A 17335-nucleotide genomic window follows, 5' to 3' on the forward strand; every position below is an offset into this window, starting at 1 on the left:
AGCCAAGCCACCCTTGCCGGTGCACCAGGATGATCGGCACGCGCTCTACGATGCGAGGCCGATTGGCTTGGCCAAAAACGCATAAGCAATGAGGATGGCGGCAATGATCAGGCCGACATAAACCGACGCGACGAGCACTAGACGGCCCGCAGGCGGTCCGCCCCCGCTCATCTCGCCCGCGAAAACAACAAGACCCAGCCCGATCCCGACCAGCGTGACGACGCCCCATCGCACCCAGCCGATCGGATGCCGATCAAGCGCATCGGCCGAAACCGCACCCCGTTTTTCCGGAAACATCGCTGGGAGAAGAAGGCCGATCGGAGCGAACAGGATCACATCTCCGAAAACAATCGTCAGCAGATGAGGGAAGAGTGTCGAAACCCATGCCTCAGGGTAAAAGAACAGCGCCAGGACGCACGCCGATGCGACCAAGACCGCCTTTCTCCACGAGAGTGGTGCGGCGGTGTGGGGATTTCGAGCGGATCGCTTGATCAGCAGCAACGTGCCCGTAGCAAGCGCGCTCATGGTGATGATGAGTGCGACGAGCAGGTTTCCCGCCGCCAGGCCCAGCCATGCGGACGGATGACGCGCCATCGCGATAACGTCACTCGCGAGCATGGCGTATACGGTGAGGACAACGGCAGTCTCGCAGCGCAGTAGGTGTAGCTCTGCCGCGGCTGGGACCACGGCTCGCCCCGGGCGGATGGCGCGGACGAGAGAGAGCAGTGCAAGCACTGCTCCACCGAGCACGGCGAAGGAGCCGACCGCATCATAAGGATCGCCGCCGAAGGGGATTATCGGCCGCAGCGCCGGGTCATGCTTCGCGAACATGAATGCGCACCACGACATCATCGCAAGCGCCGCGACCACCACCGCGTTCCATTTCAACGAGCTTGGCATCGATGGCTCCTGCGACGGGACTGGACCAGGAAACGGAGTCAGGTCCAGCACCCATCAATTCACGTGATCGAACTCCGGCATCGCCTTGAACTGCTGCCCGTTGCGCCACGCGCCGGCATCCGGCCGCTGATACACCACCTTGCCTCCCACCACCGTGTACAGCACCCGCGTGCGCAGGATCTGGTCGTCCGGGATGGTCAGCAGGTTGCCGGAAAACACCACCATGTCAGCCAGCTTGCCGGGACTCAGCGAGCCCAGCTGATGGTCCTCGAACAGCGCGTAGGCGTTGTTCCAGGTGTAGGAACGCAGCGCTTGCATGCGCGTCTTGGCCTGGGCCGGGAAGAAGCGCTGGCCGCGGCCGTTGTCGCGCGTCACCGCGCAGTAGAAGCCGGCGATGGGGTTGGTGTCCTCCACCGGGGTGTCGCTGCCGTCCAGCACCATCGCGCCGCTTTCGATCAGCGTATGCCACACGTAGGCGCCCTCTTTCGCTCGCTGCTCGCCCAGGTGCGGCACCACGTAGGGCGCGTCCGAGCAGGCGTGGATGGATTGCATCGAGGCGATCACGCCCATCTGCGCGAAGCGCGGGATGTCGGCAGGCGCCAGGTGTTGCGCGTGCTCGATGCGCCAGCGCAGCGCGTGCGCCGCCGGATCTTCCGCGAAGATCTTCTGGTACATGTCGAGCAGTTCGCGGTTGGCGCGGTCGCCGATCGCGTGGATCGACACCTGGAAACCGTCGCGCGCGGCGATGCGCGCGATCTGCTCCAGCGTGCTCATCAGCGTGACGTTCTTGCCGGTGACGCCTGGCGCGTCGTTGTACGGCTGCAGGAACCACGCGCTGTGCGTGCCCAGCGCGCCATCGGAAACATCCTCGCCCACGCCGCGCACGGTGAAGTGGTCGTCGGCGAAGCCAATCGTGCGGTACTTGGCGAGATTCTTGTCGAGGCTGGCGACGTCCAGCACGCCGACGTTGACGTACAGGCGCAGCGGGAAACCCTTGGACGCCTGCTGCTTGAGCCAATCGATGGTCTCGAAGTCCTGGCCCATGTCGACGAAGCCGGTGATGCCCTTGCTCACCTCGTTCTGCATGGCGAGCTTCAGCGACTGCTCCTTGCGCGCGGCCAGCTCCTGCGGCGGCAGGCTGGCGAGGTAACGGTTGTAGGCGGCGTACACCGCGTCACCTGCGGTGTCGCGCAGCGCGCCGATGGCGTTGCCCTGGGCGTCGCGCACGATGCTGCCGCCGACCGGGTCGGGCGTGTCGTGGCCGATGCCGGCGAGCTTCAGCGCCATGGCGTTGGCGTAGATCGCGTGGCCGCTGGCGTGTGCGAGCAGCACGGGGTTGTTCGGCGATACCGCGTCGAGGCTGGCCGGCAGCGGCAGGCCGTCGATATTGGGCTGCGGCACCTTGTCCCATTTGCTCTGCTGCCAACCCTGGCCGACGATCCACTCGCCCGGCTTGGCCTTGGCCACCGCGGCCTTCACCATCGCCACGACGGCATCCCAGTTCGGCGCCGTGCCCGCATTGAGCTGGGTCAGCGCATCGCCGGTGTCCATCAGATGGCCGTGGCCCTCGATGAAACCGGGCGTGACAAAAGCGCCGTGCAGGTCCAGCACCTTGGTGCGTGGGCCGATGTAGCGGGCGATGGCCTCGTCGTTGCCCAGCGCGGCGATCTTGCCGTCCTTCACTGCCAGCGCCTGCGCCTGCGGCTGCAGCGGGTCCAGCGTGGCGATGTTGGCATCGCGCAGCACCAGGTCGGCGGAAGCAAGCGTGGGCGGGAAGCCCTTGACCGGTGCATCGGCGGCAAAAGCCGTCATCGACACCAGCAGGAAAAGCGGAAGGCACGAACGACGCAAGCGCATGCTGTTTCCCCGGTGAGCGCACAGGTGTGCCGGGGCAGCGTAGGAAGGCGGCCCGACGGGGTCAACCGCCATGGGTCATGGAATCCGCGCCGCGCAGACAGCGATCCCCCCCGAGCCGCGGCACTTGTCGTGCGGGCGACCATCCCCATATCGCGTCCATGCTGGACACCAGAATCCATCGCATCGCCGATGCCTCCGAAGGGACGCAAGCCGCCCATGCGCCGGCAAGCGGCAGCCACGATGATGGACGCAGTGACGAAACCGCCCTCGACGCCTACTCTCGGGTGGTCACCGGCGTCGCGGAGCGCGCCGGGCCGGCGGTGGTCGCGATCACCGTGCCGGACCGCCGCGATGCGCGCGGACGCCAGTTGCCGGGCGGCGGCGGTTCCGGCTTCCTGTTCACGCCGGACGGGCTGATCCTCAGTAACGCGCACGTGGTGGAAGGGGCGCGCCGGATCGAGGTGCTGACCACGACCGGCCACACGCTCGCGGCCGACTTGCTGGGCGCCGATCCGCATACCGATCTCGCGCTGCTGCGCGTGGCCGCGCCGCAGCCGCTGCCCGCGCTGGCGCTCGGTTCGACACGCGCGATCCGGGTCGGGCAGCTGGTGGTGGCGATCGGCAATCCCTACGGTTTCGAATCCACCGTCACCGCTGGCGTGGTAAGCGCACTGGGGCGCAGCCTGCGCGCGGTAAGCGGACGCCTGATCGAAGATGTGATCCAGACCGATGCCGCGCTGAACCCGGGCAATTCCGGCGGCCCGCTGCTGGACGCGAGCGGCCGCGTGATCGGCGTCAATACGGCGATCATCGCCGCGGCGCAGGGCATCTGTTTCGCGACATCGATCGACATCGCACAGCAGGTCGTGCCACAGCTGATGCGCCACGGCCGGGTACGGCGTGCCTCGCTGGGCGTGAGCGCGCAGAACCTGCGCCTGCTGCGCCGTTACGTGCGCCACTTCGATCTGCCGATCGAGAGCGCCGTGCGGCTGATGGAAATCGCACCGGACGGTCCGGCCACACGCGCAGGGCTGGAGGACGGCGACATCGTGATCGCCTTCGACGGCCAGGCGGTGGACGGCATCGACCGCTTGCACCGTCTGCTAGATGCCGAACACATCGGCCGCAGCACGCCGATCGTGGTGTTGCGCCGCGACCGGCGGCTGGAGTTACCCATCGTGCCTGGCGAGTTGGCCTAACGTTGAGCGCAGGCGGCCGGCACCCCACTTCGCTCCCTGCCGGCACCGCCCCCCGCTTTCCACGCTTGTGCGCCATCGTCGCAATACAGCGCCCCATCACTGGGGCGCTCTTCGGTTTCCTTCGATTTGCTGTCAAGCGGCTCGCGTTCGCACCGGTTCAGCCGCCTGCCGCCATCAGCAAGGTCTTGGGCTCAAGGTACGCCCCCATGCCCCAGCGGCCCATCTCGCGGCCGAGCCCGGAGTGTTTGAAGCCACCGAACGGCGCGCGCGGTTCGTTGGCCAGCGTGTTGACGAGCACGCGACCGGAATCGATCTGGCGCGCCACGCGCTCGCAACGTTCGACATCCTTGCCGAACACGACGGCACTCAGGCCATAGCGCGTGTCGTTGGCGATCGCGATGGCGTCGGCTTCGTCCTCGTAGGGAATGATCGTGAGCACGGGGCCGAAGATTTCCTCGCGCGCAATGCGCATCTGGTTGTTGGCGCCGGTGAAGATCGTCGGCTTCACAAACCAGCCGGCATGCAGGCCATCGGGCCGGCCTTCGCCACCGGCGAGCAGCTGTGCGCCCTCCTCGATGCCGAGACGGATGTAGCCCTGCACGCGTTCCCACTGCTTCGCGCTGACCATCGGGCCGATGTCGATCGCCGCATCGCGCGGATCGCCCGACTTGATCTGTGCGACGGCGACCTTCGCCACCTGCTCGAATTCCGCCAGCCGCTGCCGCGGCACCAGGATGCGCGTGCCGGCGATGCAGGCCTGGCCGCTGTTGGCGAATCCGGCCTGCAGCACCAGCGGCATGATGGCGGCAAAGTCGGCGTCGTCGAGCACCACGGTGGGCGACTTGCCGCCCAGCTCCAGCGTCACCCGCTTCATCGTTTCGGCGCCGGCACTGACCAGGTGCTGGCCCACCGTGGACGAACCTGTAAACGAGATCTTGGCGATGTCGGGATGGCGCGCGATGGTTTCGCCGATCACGTCGCCCCGCCCGTTGACGATGTTGAACACGCCCTTGGGCAGGCCGGCCTCATGCAGCGCCTCGATGACGACCTGCGTCTGCATCGCACTCATCTCGCTGGGCTTGATGACGGCGGTGCAACCGGCCGCCAGCGCCGTCGCCAGCTTGTTGCAGATGAAGCCCGCGTCGCTGTTCCACGGCGTGATCAGGCCCGCCACGCCCACCGGGGTGAAGATCACGCGTGCGCTGCCGGCCTGTTCCTCGAACGCGAAGGATCGCAGCGCGTCGATTGCCTGCAGGATGACGTCGGCAGGATAGGTCGCCATCCAGCGACCACGCGCGTGCGGCGCGCCATATTCGGTGACGACGGCTTCCATCAACGCATCCTCGCGCGCCGCAATGGCCTTGTGCATGCGCTGCAGCGCGTCGATGCGCTGCTCGCGCGTGGTGCGCGACCATGCGGGAAACGCCGCCCTGGCCGCCGCGATCGCACGCTGCGCATCCTGCTCATCGCCGAGCCGCACCTGGCCGATGACTTCCTCGGTGCTGGGGTTGTGCAGGTCGAACCATTCCTGGCCGTGCGGGACGACGAATTCGCCGTTGATATAGATGTGTTCGATGCGTTGCATGTCGATTTCCTCCGGAAAGGTGAAAGTGCCCCACCAGGCCGGGAGAGCCGGCGACGGGGTCGTTGCGCAACGCAGTCTAGGGAGAGATCATCATCCTGATAATCCGGCTTATCATGAATGATGTATCCCGAATATCAGGACAATCCATGCACCGCACGGGAATGACCGAACTCGAAGTGATCCTGGCCGTCGCGCGCCGCCGCAGCTTCCGCGGCGCGGCGCAGGAGCTGGGCATGTCGACCACGGCGGTGAGCGGCGCCGTGGCGGGACTGGAAACTCGCCTGAAGGTGCGCCTGTTCAACCGCTCGACACGCAGCGTGGCACTCACCGACGCTGGACAACGCTATGTGGAGCGCATCGCCCCGGCGCTTGCCGAAATCCGCAGCGCCGGCGAGGAAGCCGGCCATGGGCCCGACACGCCCAGCGGCACGCTGCGCATCAACGCGCCGCAGGGCGCGGCGTCGCTGCTGCTGGAACCGCTGTTCGGCCATTACGCGCAACGCTACCCCGAAGTGCGCATCGACCTGGTGAGCGAGTCGCGCATCATCGACATCGTGGCCGAAGGCTTCGACGCCGGCATCCGCCTCGCCGAGTCGGTGCCGCAGGACATGATCGCTGTGCCACTGTCGCGCGACCTGCGCATGCTGGTGGTGGCGACACCCGAATACCTGGAACGCCACGGCACACCCAAACACCCGCGCGACCTGCTCAAGCACCAGAGCATCGGCATGAATATGTCGCACGGCGGCATCTACCACTGGGAGCTGGAGAAGAACGGCCGCAAGCTGCAGATGGACCTGCCGGTGCGCATGGCGCTCAACGAGCTGGCCGCGATCAAGCAGGCCGTGCTGCTCGGGCTGGGCATCGGCTTCATCTCCGATTGGCTTATCGCCGAGGAACTGCAAGCCGGTGCGCTGGTGCCCGTGCTGCTGCCGTGGTGCCCGCCCTTCGGCGGCCTGAGGCTTTACTATCCGGGCCGCCGCCTCGTGCCTGCCCGGCTGCGCGCGCTGATCGAACTGGTTCGCGAGCTGCGACTCGCCGCGGACTGAACCAGATACCCGCGCCGGCGCCACCGCACCATCCGGCTGCGAAAGCCGCCCAGCTGCTCCGCACGATTACTGGTGTGGACGGCAACATCGGGCGTCCGGCAACGCCGCACCGGGGGAACGGGAAGCGCCGTGGAAAGACCGGCCGCAGTCGTCGCGACGCGGACCGGCTACACCACGCGCCGATACCGGCCCTGCATCACCGGCTCCCAATGCACGCCACTGTCGAACGAGCTTTCCAGCACGAGTTCGCAAGTACCGTCGCGCAAGGTATACACATGTCGCGTCTGCCCGCGTGCCGAGCTGCGCAGGAACACCAACCGCTCGCCGTCCCAGTGCCCCGGCGCCGGTTGCGCAGGAACGAAACCGTAGCTGTCGAACCAGTGCAGCGCGTATTCGTCGTGCCCGGGTCCGGCGGTGAACACGGCATGTGCCTGCAGCGCGGGCTGGCCGTCGCGCTCCTCGCGGTAATCCATCAACAGCGCGCGGCCACCAAGGTCCATCCGCGCGGACAGGTACCCGCGGGCCGGGCCGCCTTCGCCCCAGCGCGTGGTGGCGATGCTCTCCTCGCCTTCCCATTCGCCGGCGAGCATTTCCAGTGCGCTTGCCATCGCTTATGCCCTCTGCTCGACGCCACGCACCAGCAGGAGCTTGGCAAGCTGGCCGTGCAGGTAACCCAGGCCGCGCACCACGTGCAACATCGTGAAGAACAACAGCAGTCCGAGCAGGCACAGCACGGTCACGCCACCCCAGCCGTTCATCCATTCGACGCCGTTGCAGAGCCAATCGGGTCCGCCGGTACAGGTGCCGACGTCCCAGTGCTGCGTCGCGGCGACCAGTTTCAGGACGGGTGCGGCGATGAAACTCAGCGAGACGGCGAGCCAGGTCACGATCAGCGTGAAGTAGAAGATACCCAGCGGCAGCAGCAGCAGCGCGTACAGCATCGAGCTCCAGCTGCGCGGGTCGGTGAACATCGCGCCGATGCGCTGGAACAGCGTCATGTCCCTGGGCGGATACGGCGGCCGGCGCGGCATGCGCACGCCCAACATGGTTTCCACCAGGCGCCCCTCCAGCAAGGCCAGCCCGCGCACGCTGCCGAAGAACAGCACGATGAACGGCAGGCCGATGATAAGCACCGAAAAGCCCAGCGACATCGAGAGGCCGGCGACTACCCAGGTGAAATAGGCGATGCCGGTGACCAGGCCGAACAGCAGATAGAACAGCGCGCCCCAGGCACGCGGATCGGCGATCACGCCGAAGAAGCGGCCGGCGGCCGAGCGCCGCTTCGGCGGCGGCGGCGGTCGGATCGCGCGCTGGATCTTGATCTCCTGGTCGCGGTAGATCTCGGCCACTTCGTCCGGCGCGCCGTAACTCTCCACCACGTGCTCGAGCATCGCCGCTTCGTCGCGGCCGGGACGCTCGTACAACTCGGCGCGCAGATGTTCCTCGGCGTCGTACAGCGCGTCCTGGATCAGCGCGGGATCGGCGCCGCGCAAGGCAGCGCGCAACTGTTCGAGATATTCCGCGATCGTGCGCGGCGGCCTACTGGACGGTGCATTCATCGCAATTCTCCCTGTAATACCTTGTCGACGCTGTCGCGACTGGCGTTCCACGCGGCGGTCCACTCGCGCAGTACCTCGCGGCCGAATTTTGTGATGCGGTAGTAACGGCGCGGCGGACCGCTCACCGAGGGTTCCACCTCGCTGGCCAGCAGGCCAGCGCCCTCCAGGTTGCGCAGCACCGGATAAAGCGCACTCTGCTTGCCGGCCAGCACGCCCTCGCCCGCCTGCTCCAGCTGCCTGGCGATCTGATAGCCGTACAACGGCTGGCGCGACTGCCCCAGCACCGCCAGCAGCACCAGCGACACGGTGCCGGTGGACAGCTCCTTCTGGAATTTCTTCAGTTGGCCGGCGATGTCGTCCACGTGCTCACCCGTACTGCGCCATAGCTTGGAGTGAAGCATAGTGTTTACTTCACACTAGTACATGCGCCGGAAGTCATGGCGGCATTGCCGGTCGAGGTGGGCATGAAACCAATGCGTGTCCGCGATGTACAAACTGACTCCGAAGAAGCTCGAGAACATCCAGCATGAAATGGCTGACGTCCTCATCTATCTCTTACGGCTCGCCGACAAGCTCGAAATCGACCTAGCCAGCGCTGTCCGGAACAAGCTCAATATAAATGCGTCGAAATATCCGGCAACGAGAGCCAAAGGCGATGCTCGTAAATAGGGCATGACTGTTGATTTCCGCCGAAAACTGAGCACTGTGGCCAGACCGTCGATGCAAGCCCCTAGCAGGATGATGCCCTTCAAGTACTTGTGCTGACCGCAGCGCCTCGCCACTATCTGCAGGATCGTGACTTGTGACGCCATGACGCCACACTAGAAAGTCAACCTGGGGAAAAAGATGAGCGGATCCGTAGTGACGCCGAAGTCGGCGCGGTGGCAGCGTGCGTCCGTGTCGGGCGTAGGTGTCTTGGTACTCGCGTTGGCCTGTCTAAGCATGCCGGGCACAGCTTCGGCAACGTCGGGACACGTTACCGTTCTGGCCAACATGCCGGGTAGTTGGGCGCAGTCCAATGGACCCATGGCCCAGCCAACCGGCCTGATGTGGCATCCGTCCGGGGTGTTGATCGGCACAGCATCCGACGGCGGTACGAACGGTACCGGCGGCCTTTTCATGGTGGTACCAAAGGGCGACGTAGGCACGTATTCAGAACTTTTCTCGCTCACTGCGAGCCTTGGCGTGATGGCGCAGGTCAGCCACACGTGGCATCCCATGTCCGCGCCGACCCTGCTGCTGGATGGCAATGCGAACATCTATGCGTGGAGTTTCCATGACGGCAACCGCAGTGCGGTTGCCGATGGCGGAAGCCTCTTCAGTGTGACGTTGGGGGGCACACCATCGACGATCTACCACTTCACGCCCTCGACCGGCACCGCGCCAGCGGAAGTGTTCATGGCTCCGGACGGCAATTTCTACGGGCTCGCCAATTCTGGCGGTACGTTTGGCGCTGATTCGGCTGCCGCAGGTGGGATCTTCAAGCTCACGCCCGATGGCCAGGAAAGCTTGATCTATACCTTTATTGGCACGCCGCCTACGGGATTGGTCCTTGGGGGTGACGGCAATTTTTACGGCATCCTTCCGGCGGGCGGCCTCACGTCCAATGGCAATGGTGGGTTCAACCAGCTTCCGGATGTGATCTTCAAGGTCACACCCACGGGTGTCTTCTCCGTCGTATACGCCTTCGACGCGCTCGACTCCAATGGCCACAACAACGATGGTTCGATGCCCAACGACCTGATCTACGCGGCCGATGGCAATTTCTACGGATCTACCGTGCTCGGCGGCAGCACCGGTGGTGGCACGATTTTCCGTGTGTCGCCCGGTGGTCAATTCGCTGTGTTGCACACATTCGACTTCCTGCCCGGCTATAGCAACAGTACCGACGGCGGTTATCAGACCCGTTCGCTGCAAATGGGCAACGACGGCTACCTCTACGGCGTGACCTTCCACGGCGGCACAAACAGCGCCGGCACGGCATTTCGTTTGTCCACGGCTGGCGTCTATACGACTTTGCACAACTTCGACAACGAATGGGCCAACGCGCCGATCAGCCTGATCGCCGGCCCGCAGCCTCGTACGTTCTATGGCACGACCTTGCTCGGTGGTCCACAAGGTGACCAAAGTGGCGGCACCGTATTCAAGATGGTGCTGACGGCGAAAAAGAACGATCTGGCCGGCACGGGCAATGCGAACATCGTTTCCTATGGTGCGGGAGCCTTGACCATCGGCCTGCCGGCGGGCGACGGCTCTGTACAGGAGACAGACAGGTCCGTGGCGGCGGGCTATTACCCCGCGACTACCGGCGACTTCAACGGCGATGGCGTCGCAGACATCCTCTGGACTAGTCCCAACAACGATCTCTACATCTGGAACGGCCGAGCCGGCGGCGGCTTCTCGCCCTACTACGTAGGCACCTATCCGGCGGGCTGGAGCATCGTTGGTGCCGGCGACATGGATGGCGATGGTGTAGAAGACATCTTCTGGATCAATGCTACTACGCATCAATTTGCCTACTGGCTGATGAGCAACGACACACGCATCGGCTCGCACACGGTTTCGTATACGGCGGGCTACTATCCGGTGGCGATTGGTGATTTCGATGGTGACGGAAGGGCCGATATACTGTGGACGAGCGCCAGTCACGACCTGTGGCTATGGTCGAGTACCGGCAGTGGATTCAGTTCCCGCTACATCGCGTCCTATCCGGCGAACTGGAAGATCTCCGCTGTTGCCGACATTGACGGTGATGGGGTGGACGACCTCGTCTGGAGCACCACTGATGGATCTCAGTGGGGTTACTGGCTGATGCATCCGAATACGGCCCCCACGGCCGTGTCGCTGGCAATACCTGCCGCCGTGACAGGTTACTCACTCGTAGCCGCGGCGGACTATAACGGCGATGGGCGAGCAGACATCCTCTGGCAGCATGGCTCGCAGCTGTCGATGTCAGAGAACGCCGGCAACTGCGGCAATGCGGCGGGTTGCACGTGGATAACCTCAAGCGTGCCGATGACTGTGCCGGCGGGTCAGACGCTCCTGAACACGGATGTCGCACACCCATAAGCGTTCATGGCAACGCTGCCCTTACGCAATAACGTGCTCGCACGTAGGGTGGGTTCCGGGCATGTGCACTACGCGCTGGATGGGCTACCGCCCATCCGCTATGCCAGGGCATCCTCAACCCTGACCTCTACTTCTGAATGGCTCGAAGAAACGAGGACGCTGCGCGGGCCTCGCCGGCACTTCCAGCGGATCGGCGGTTTCTTCTATCGTGGCGGCCCGTCTCCGACCATGGCGCCCACATGTCCGCATCCACCGAGCAACCGGAGCACCTGAGGCGCAGCCTCTCCAACCGCCACCTGCAATTGATCGCACTGGGCGGCGCCATCGGCACCGGTCTGTTCATGGGCTCGGGCAAGACGATCAGCCTGGCCGGGCCGTCGATCCTGCTGGTGTATCTCATCATCGGCGTGATGCTGTTCTTCGTGATGCGCGCGATGGGCGAGCTGCTGCTGTCGAACCTGCAGTACAAGTCGTTCATCGACTTCTCCACCGACCTGCTGGGGCCGTGGGCCGGCTTCTTCTGCGGCTGGACGTACTGGTTCTGCTGGATCGTCACCGCAATCGCCGAGGTGATCGCGATCGCCGCCTACGTGCAGTTCTGGCTGCCGCATCTCGCTCCGTGGATACCGGCGCTGCTGTGCGTGCTGCTGCTGCTCAGCCTGAACCTTGCGACGGTGAAGATGTTCGGCGAGCTGGAGTTCTGGTTCGCGCTGATCAAGATCGTCGCCATCGTCGCGCTGGTAGTGGTCGGCTTCGCGCTGGTGGCATGGGGCTTCCATTCGCCGGCCGGTAACAAGGCCACGCTGGCCAATCTGTGGAACGACGGCGGCCTCTTCCCGCACGGACTGTCGGGTTTCTTCGCCGGCTTCCAGATCGCGGTGTTCGCCTTCGTCGGCATCGAGCTGGTCGGCACCACCGCCGCCGAGACGGCGGACCCGCGGCGCAATCTGCCGAAGGCGATCAACTCGATCCCGGTGCGCATCATCATCTTCTACGTGCTGGCGCTGGCGGCGATCATGGCGGTGACGCCGTGGCGGCTGGTCGAGGCGGACAAGAGCCCGTTCGTCGAGCTGTTCGTGCTGGCCGGCGTGCCGGCGGCGGCCAGCCTGATCAACTTCGTGGTGCTGACCTCGGCCACCTCCTCGGCCAACAGTGGCATGTTCTCCACCAGCCGCATGCTCTACGGCCTGGCCGACGAAGACCATGCGCCGAAGCCGTTCGCGCGCCTCTCCAAGGCGGCGGTGCCCTCGCTGGGGCTGCTGTTCTCCTGCTTCTGCCTGCTGCTGGGCGCGGCGCTGATCTACCTCGTGCCCAACCTGCTCACTGCGTTTACCCTCGTCACCACGCTGTCCGCCGTGCTCTTCATGTTCGTGTGGTCGCTGATCCTGTGCGCCTATATGGCCTACCGGCGCAAGCGTCCGCAGCAGCACGCGGACTCGACCTACAAGATGCCCGGCGGCGTCTTCATGTGCTGGGTGTGCCTGGCGTTCTTCGCGTTCGTGCTGGTGCTGCTCTGCCTGCAAGCCGATACCCGCGCTGCCCTGCTGGCCAGCCCGGTGTGGTTCGTGCTGCTGGGGATCGGCTACGCCTTGAAGAGCCGGCGCGCCGGCAAACCCGACCAGGCGGGCAGCTGACGTCCGGCATGCCGCCGCAAGCCAAGTAGAATGGCGCGCCATTCGCCGCCGGGAAGACACATGCAGGGTTCGCCAGGAGCTTCAATCATCGATCCGCGCGTATTGGAATCTGCGGACACCTGCAGGGCCGAGTTCACCTCGGCAGCGCCGTTTCCCCACGTGGTGATCGACGACTTCTTCGCGCCTGACTTCGCCGCGGCGCTGCTGGACCACTTCCCCGCGTTCGAACGCGGCAACGCGGTGGGTGACGACGGCAAGCCGGGCGGCAAGTCCACGCTGGCGAAAATTCGCCAGCTCGGCCCGGTATGGCAGCAGCTCGACGATGCGATCCAGAGCCCCGAGTTCCTGGAAGCGGTAGGCAAGCTCACCGGCATCGACGGCCTGATCTACGACCCGTGGTATCTCGGCGGCGGCACTCACGAGAACCGCGACGGGATGAGCCTCGACCCGCACGTGGATTTCAACTACCACCCCAGCGAACGCTGGCACCGGCGACTCAACCTCATCGTCTACCTCAACCCGCAATGGGACGCATCGTGGGGCGGCTGCCTGGAGTTGTTCCGCGACCCGCATGCCGATGCGCGCCCGGCGCGCTCGGTCGCGCCAGCGTTCAACCGTTGCGTGATCTTCGAGACCTCCGAACGCTCCTGGCACGCTTTCAACCGGATCGGGCTGCCGCCGGAACATGCCGGCCTCACGCGCCGTTCGGTTGCGTTGTACTTCTACACCAAGGATCGCCCCGCCGCGGAGACGGCGCCGCGCCACACCACTTATTACGTGAATCGCCAGCTGCCGACGCACCTGGACGAAGGGCACACGCTGACGCGCGGCGACGTGGCCGAGATCAAGCAATTGATCGAACAGCGCGACGGGCACATCCGCATGCTCTACGCCGAGAACACCGCGCTGCGCCAGGCCCAGGATGCCGGCTTCACCGGGCATCTGCTGTACCTCGCCAAGCGCGCCTTCGTGCGCTTCCGCAAATAGCATCCGACGCAGGGCTCCGGCTCCTGCTAACGTGCCGCAACGCCAACCATCCGGGGAAATCACCATGCGCCTTCATCCTGCCGCTGCCATCGCGATGGCGCTCGCTCTCGCCGCGGCACCAGCCTTCGCTGCGCAGGACAAGCCCACGCCCACCGCGCAGGAGCTGCTGGCGGCCTCGAGGCCCGCCGAATGGCGCACACCCGACCCGGCCAACCTGCTCTACATGCAGCTGCCCGCCGGCCGCGTAGTGATCGAGCTGGCGCCGGACTTCACCCCGCTGCATGCGCAGAACATCCGCACCCTGGTGCGCCAAGGCTATTTCGACGGCCTCGCCGTGGTGCGCGTGCAGGACAACTTCGTCACCCAGTGGGACGACCCGAACGGCGACGACGGCGGCGACAAGGCGAAGATGCATCCGCTGGGCAAGGCCAAGGCCACCCTGCCGCCGGAGTTCACCCGTCCGATCGATGCCAAGCAGCCGTGGACGCCGCTGCCGGACGGCGACATCTACGCGCCGCAGGTCGGCTTCTCCGAGGGCTTTCCGGTAGCGCGCGACCCTGCCGATGGCAAGGAATGGCTGGTGCAGTGCTACGGCATGGTCGGCGTGGGGCGCGACGTGCCCGCCGACAGCGGCAATGGCAGCGCGCTGTACGCCGTCATCGGCCAGGCGCCGCGCCGGCTGGACCACAACCTGGCGGTAATCGGCCGCGTGCTGCAGGGCATGCCGTACCTCTCGTCGCTGCCGCGCGGCACCGGGCCGATGGGTTTCTACGAGAAGGCCGGCGAACGGACGCCGATCGGGTCGGTGAAGCTGGCTGCCGACCTGCCGCCCGCACAGCGCGAAAACATCCAGGTGCTGCGCACCGGCAGCGCCACCTTCGCCGCGCTGATCGACGCCGCACGCCATGGCCACAGCGCGTTCTATCCCACGCCGGTGGGCAAGCTAGGCATCTGCGACATCCATGCGCCGGTGCGGGTGGACGGGAAGCCACTGTAACCATGCCCCATCGCAAGCACGGTTGCCGTCCCGCCCTTCCCCGGGCGGTAGCGGCTGCGCGGGGCGGCAAACCGGCGGCGCCTTGCGCGTGACGATGGACACGGCGGCATAACCGTATCCGAACAACCGGCCTGACCGTTCCGGTTATGGTGGCTTCCATGCGCCAACCGGCCCGTCACCCATGTCCCTGAACGACACGATGCACCTGTTGCGCGCCTGGTTGCGCGACCCGCGCAGCGTGGGCGCCCTGGCGCCGTCCGGTCCCGCGCTGGCGCGGCTGATGACCGCCCACGTCGACCATGCGCACGGCCCGGTGATCGAACTAGGCCCTGGCACCGGCGTGTTTACGCGGGCCTTGCTGGAGCGCGGCCTGCCCGGACACCGGCTGGTGCTGGTGGAAACCGATCCGGTGTTGGCCAGCACGCTGGCGCAGCGCTATCCGCATGCGCGCGTGCTGCGCATGGATGCGGCCCGGCTGGGTCACTCGTCGTCGCTGTTCGGCGACGAGCGTGCCAGCGCCGTGATCAGCGGCCTGCCCCTGCTGTCGATCCCGGACGACAAGGTCGAAGCCATCATCGAGGGTGTGTTCGAGCGCCAGTTGCAGCACGACGGCGCGCTCTACCAGTTCACCTACGGCCTGCGTTGCCCGGTGCCGCGCGCGCTGCGACAGCGTCTGGGCCTGGAGGCCGAGCGCATCGGCGGCGCCTGGCTCAACCTGCCGCCGGCCTGGGTCTGGCGCATCCGCCGCCGCAACCGCTGAACTTCTGCCTTGCCAGGGCAATCCTTCATCCGCACTTGCAAACGACATATCTACGATATATCTTGAATTTCTCAATTCGATATATCGGAGTATGTCATGCGCATGCACCACCTGTTCCATCGCTTTGCACACCACCACCATCACGACCCGCGGTTCTTTTGCATGGACGAGGATGGACATGGCTACCACGCCGGCCGCCATGGCCCGTTCGGCGAGCATCGCGGCGACGACGCCTTCGGCAGCCGGGACGGACTGCGCGGCGGCGGGCGTCGCGGCAGCGGCCGCATGTTCGGCCACGGCGATCTCAAGCTGCTGCTGCTGGCGCTGATCGAGCAGCAGCCGCGTCACGGCTACGAACTGATCCGTACCATCGAAGAGATGTTCCACGGCCAGTACACGCCCAGCCCCGGTGCGATCTACCCCACCCTCGCCATGCTGGAGGACATGGGCTACGTGCGCGTGGAAAGCGAAGCAGGCAATCGCAAGCTGTACGCCATCACCGCCGAAGGGCGTGCCTTCCTCGACGAGAACCGCGCCGCCGTGGATGCGATGACCGCGCGTACCGAACACAGCGCGCGCGTCGCAGCGAAGATGGCCGCCCCCATGACAGTACGCAAGGCCATGCATGCGCTGAAGCATGCGTTGCTGATGCGCATGAGCTGGGACAAGGCCGAGGCGGAACGCGTGGCTGCAGTCCTGCAGCGTGCGGCCAGCGAAATCGCCTCGGGCCGGCCGCACGATTGACGACACCAGCCGCCATCCTGCGGCGACTTTCCCACGCGCCAGCCATCGCCAGCGCCCGCTCCCCACGAGGTAACCACGATGGCCCTTCATGCCCACCAGCGCCTGCGCCACGACGTCGTGCTGCGCAGGCTCGACGTGCTGCGCGTCGAGCGTCTCTCTCCGCACATGCAGCGGGTGACACTCGGCGGCGCCGCGTTGCGCGGCTTCCACAGCGCAGCGCCCGACGACCATGTGAAGCTGTTCTTCCCCGACCGCGCCGGCGCGCTGGTATTGCCTACGCCAGGAGCGAACGGCCTGGAATTTCCCGCCGGCCTCGAACCATCGCCCATGCGCGACTACACGCCGCGCCGCCACGATGCGGCACGCGGCGAACTGGTCGTCGACTTCGTGCTGCACGGCGACGGCCCCGCCTCCGAGTGGGCGGCACAGGCTGCGCCAGGCCAGCGCCTCGGCGCCGGCGGCCCGCGCGGTTCGTTCGTGGTGGCCGGCGACTTCGACCGCTACGTGCTGGTGGGCGACGAGACTGCCCTGCCGGCAATCGGCCGTTGGTTGGAAGAGATGCCTGCCGATGCACGCGCCACCGCGTTGATCGAGCTTCCCGAAACCGCCGATCGTCAGTCGCTGCACACGCGCGCCGATGCCGACATCCGCTGGCTGGAACGCAACGGCGAACCCGCCGCGGACAGCCACCGCCTGGAACAGGCCTTGCGCGAACTGCCCACCATCGAAGGCGACAGTTTCTACTGGATCGCCGCCGAATCGCGCCGCGCCCGCGCCATGCGTCAATGGCTGGATCAGCGCGGCGTGCCGAAAGACTGGATCAAGGCCACCGGCTATTGGAAAGCCCATGCGGACGACGACGAGGATGGATCGCCGCATGAACGCGAGATGAGTTGAACCGGGCGTTCACTACAAAACCTTGCCATGCCATCGGTTAAGCCTTGGCGCACCACCATTGCTATCGGGTGCCGCATCGCGGCTACAGGGAAACGATC

16 protein-coding genes are annotated in these 17335 nt (G+C 65.8%); 10 read left to right on the forward strand and 6 right to left on the reverse strand.

Translation table 11 applies throughout. The features are described 5' to 3' along the window. Window positions 1-45 precede the first annotated feature (45 nt). Both ISP14_RS00185 and ISP14_RS00190 read right to left on the reverse strand, forming a co-directional pair. Window positions 46-900 (reverse strand): hypothetical protein, encoded by an 855-nt coding sequence (locus ISP14_RS00185; protein ID WP_404534917.1) that lies wholly within the window; start codon window positions 898-900, stop codon window positions 46-48. A 54-nt stretch (window positions 901-954) separates the two neighbouring features. Next, window positions 955-2757, reverse strand: a complete 1803-nt coding sequence (locus ISP14_RS00190) for an amidohydrolase (protein WP_404534920.1) — start codon at window positions 2755-2757, stop codon at window positions 955-957. A 158-nt stretch (window positions 2758-2915) separates the two neighbouring features. Between ISP14_RS00190 and ISP14_RS00195 the strand changes: the two genes are divergently transcribed. Further along, complete coding sequence (locus ISP14_RS00195; protein ID WP_404534922.1) at window positions 2916-3956, forward strand: S1C family serine protease; 1041 nt, start codon at window positions 2916-2918, stop codon at window positions 3954-3956. A 157-nt stretch (window positions 3957-4113) separates the two neighbouring features. Here ISP14_RS00195 and ISP14_RS00200 read toward each other — a convergent pair whose 3' ends face one another. Beyond that, window positions 4114-5541, reverse strand: a complete 1428-nt coding sequence (locus ISP14_RS00200) for an aldehyde dehydrogenase family protein (RefSeq protein WP_404534924.1) — start codon at window positions 5539-5541, stop codon at window positions 4114-4116. Window positions 5542-5687: 146 nt separating this feature from the next. Here ISP14_RS00200 and ISP14_RS00205 point away from each other — a divergent pair, with 146 nt between their 5' ends. Beyond that, window positions 5688-6590, forward strand: a complete 903-nt coding sequence (locus ISP14_RS00205) for a LysR family transcriptional regulator (RefSeq protein WP_404534926.1) — start codon at window positions 5688-5690, stop codon at window positions 6588-6590. 167 nt (window positions 6591-6757) lie between these two features. Here the strand turns inward: ISP14_RS00205 and ISP14_RS00210 are convergent, their stop codons facing one another. The 3 genes from ISP14_RS00210 to ISP14_RS00220 are packed head-to-tail and all read right to left on the reverse strand — an operon-like array spanning window position 6758 to window position 8550. Continuing rightward, the gene (locus ISP14_RS00210) at window positions 6758-7198 is read right to left on the reverse strand and encodes a DUF1579 family protein (protein WP_404534928.1); all 441 of its coding nucleotides are present in this window, start codon (window positions 7196-7198) and stop codon (window positions 6758-6760) included. 3 nt (window positions 7199-7201) lie between these two features. After that, window positions 7202-8149: a sensor domain-containing protein gene (locus tag ISP14_RS00215; protein ID WP_404534930.1), complete on the reverse strand. Its 948-nt coding sequence runs from the start codon at window positions 8147-8149 to the stop codon at window positions 7202-7204. Further along, entirely contained in the window at window positions 8146-8550 is a 405-nt protein-coding gene (locus ISP14_RS00220) for a PadR family transcriptional regulator (RefSeq protein WP_404534933.1), read from the reverse strand. The genes ISP14_RS00215 and ISP14_RS00220 overlap by 4 nt, the downstream gene beginning before the upstream one ends. An 85-nt stretch (window positions 8551-8635) precedes the next feature. Between ISP14_RS00220 and ISP14_RS00225 the strand changes: the two genes are divergently transcribed. From ISP14_RS00225 to ISP14_RS00260, 8 genes are all read left to right on the forward strand, one after another. Continuing rightward, window positions 8636-8818, forward strand: coding sequence for a MazG-like family protein (locus ISP14_RS00225; protein ID WP_404536088.1), 183 nt, complete (start codon window positions 8636-8638; stop codon window positions 8816-8818). 357 nt (window positions 8819-9175) lie between these two features. Continuing rightward, window positions 9176-11218: a choice-of-anchor tandem repeat GloVer-containing protein gene (locus ISP14_RS00230; protein ID WP_404534935.1), complete on the forward strand. Its 2043-nt coding sequence runs from the start codon at window positions 9176-9178 to the stop codon at window positions 11216-11218. Window positions 11219-11457: 239 nt separating this feature from the next. Further along, entirely contained in the window at window positions 11458-12852 is a 1395-nt protein-coding gene (gene cycA / locus ISP14_RS00235) for a D-serine/D-alanine/glycine transporter (RefSeq protein WP_404534938.1), read from the forward strand. A gap of 60 nt (window positions 12853-12912) precedes the next feature. After that, a complete protein-coding gene (locus ISP14_RS00240) occupies window positions 12913-13839 on the forward strand; it encodes a 2OG-Fe(II) oxygenase (RefSeq protein ID WP_404534940.1) in 927 nt (308 codons plus the stop codon). 64 nt (window positions 13840-13903) lie between these two features. Then, a complete protein-coding gene (locus ISP14_RS00245; protein ID WP_404534942.1) occupies window positions 13904-14836 on the forward strand; it encodes a peptidylprolyl isomerase in 933 nt (310 codons plus the stop codon). 181 nt (window positions 14837-15017) lie between these two features. Continuing rightward, complete coding sequence (locus ISP14_RS00250; protein WP_404534944.1) at window positions 15018-15596, forward strand: class I SAM-dependent methyltransferase; 579 nt, start codon at window positions 15018-15020, stop codon at window positions 15594-15596. A gap of 96 nt (window positions 15597-15692) precedes the next feature. Continuing rightward, window positions 15693-16340, forward strand: a complete 648-nt coding sequence (locus ISP14_RS00255) for a PadR family transcriptional regulator (protein WP_404534946.1) — start codon at window positions 15693-15695, stop codon at window positions 16338-16340. Window positions 16341-16418: 78 nt separating this feature from the next. Further along, window positions 16419-17237 carry a siderophore-interacting protein gene (locus ISP14_RS00260; protein ID WP_404534949.1) on the forward strand — a complete coding sequence of 273 codons (819 nt, stop codon included), beginning with the start codon at window positions 16419-16421 and terminating at the stop codon, window positions 17235-17237. The last annotated feature ends 98 nt before the right edge of the window (window positions 17238-17335 follow it).

The sequence above is a fragment of the Dyella agri genome (genome assembly GCF_044904705.1).
In the GTDB taxonomy this organism is placed as follows: Bacteria; Pseudomonadota; Gammaproteobacteria; order Xanthomonadales; family Rhodanobacteraceae; genus Rhodanobacter_A; species Rhodanobacter_A agri.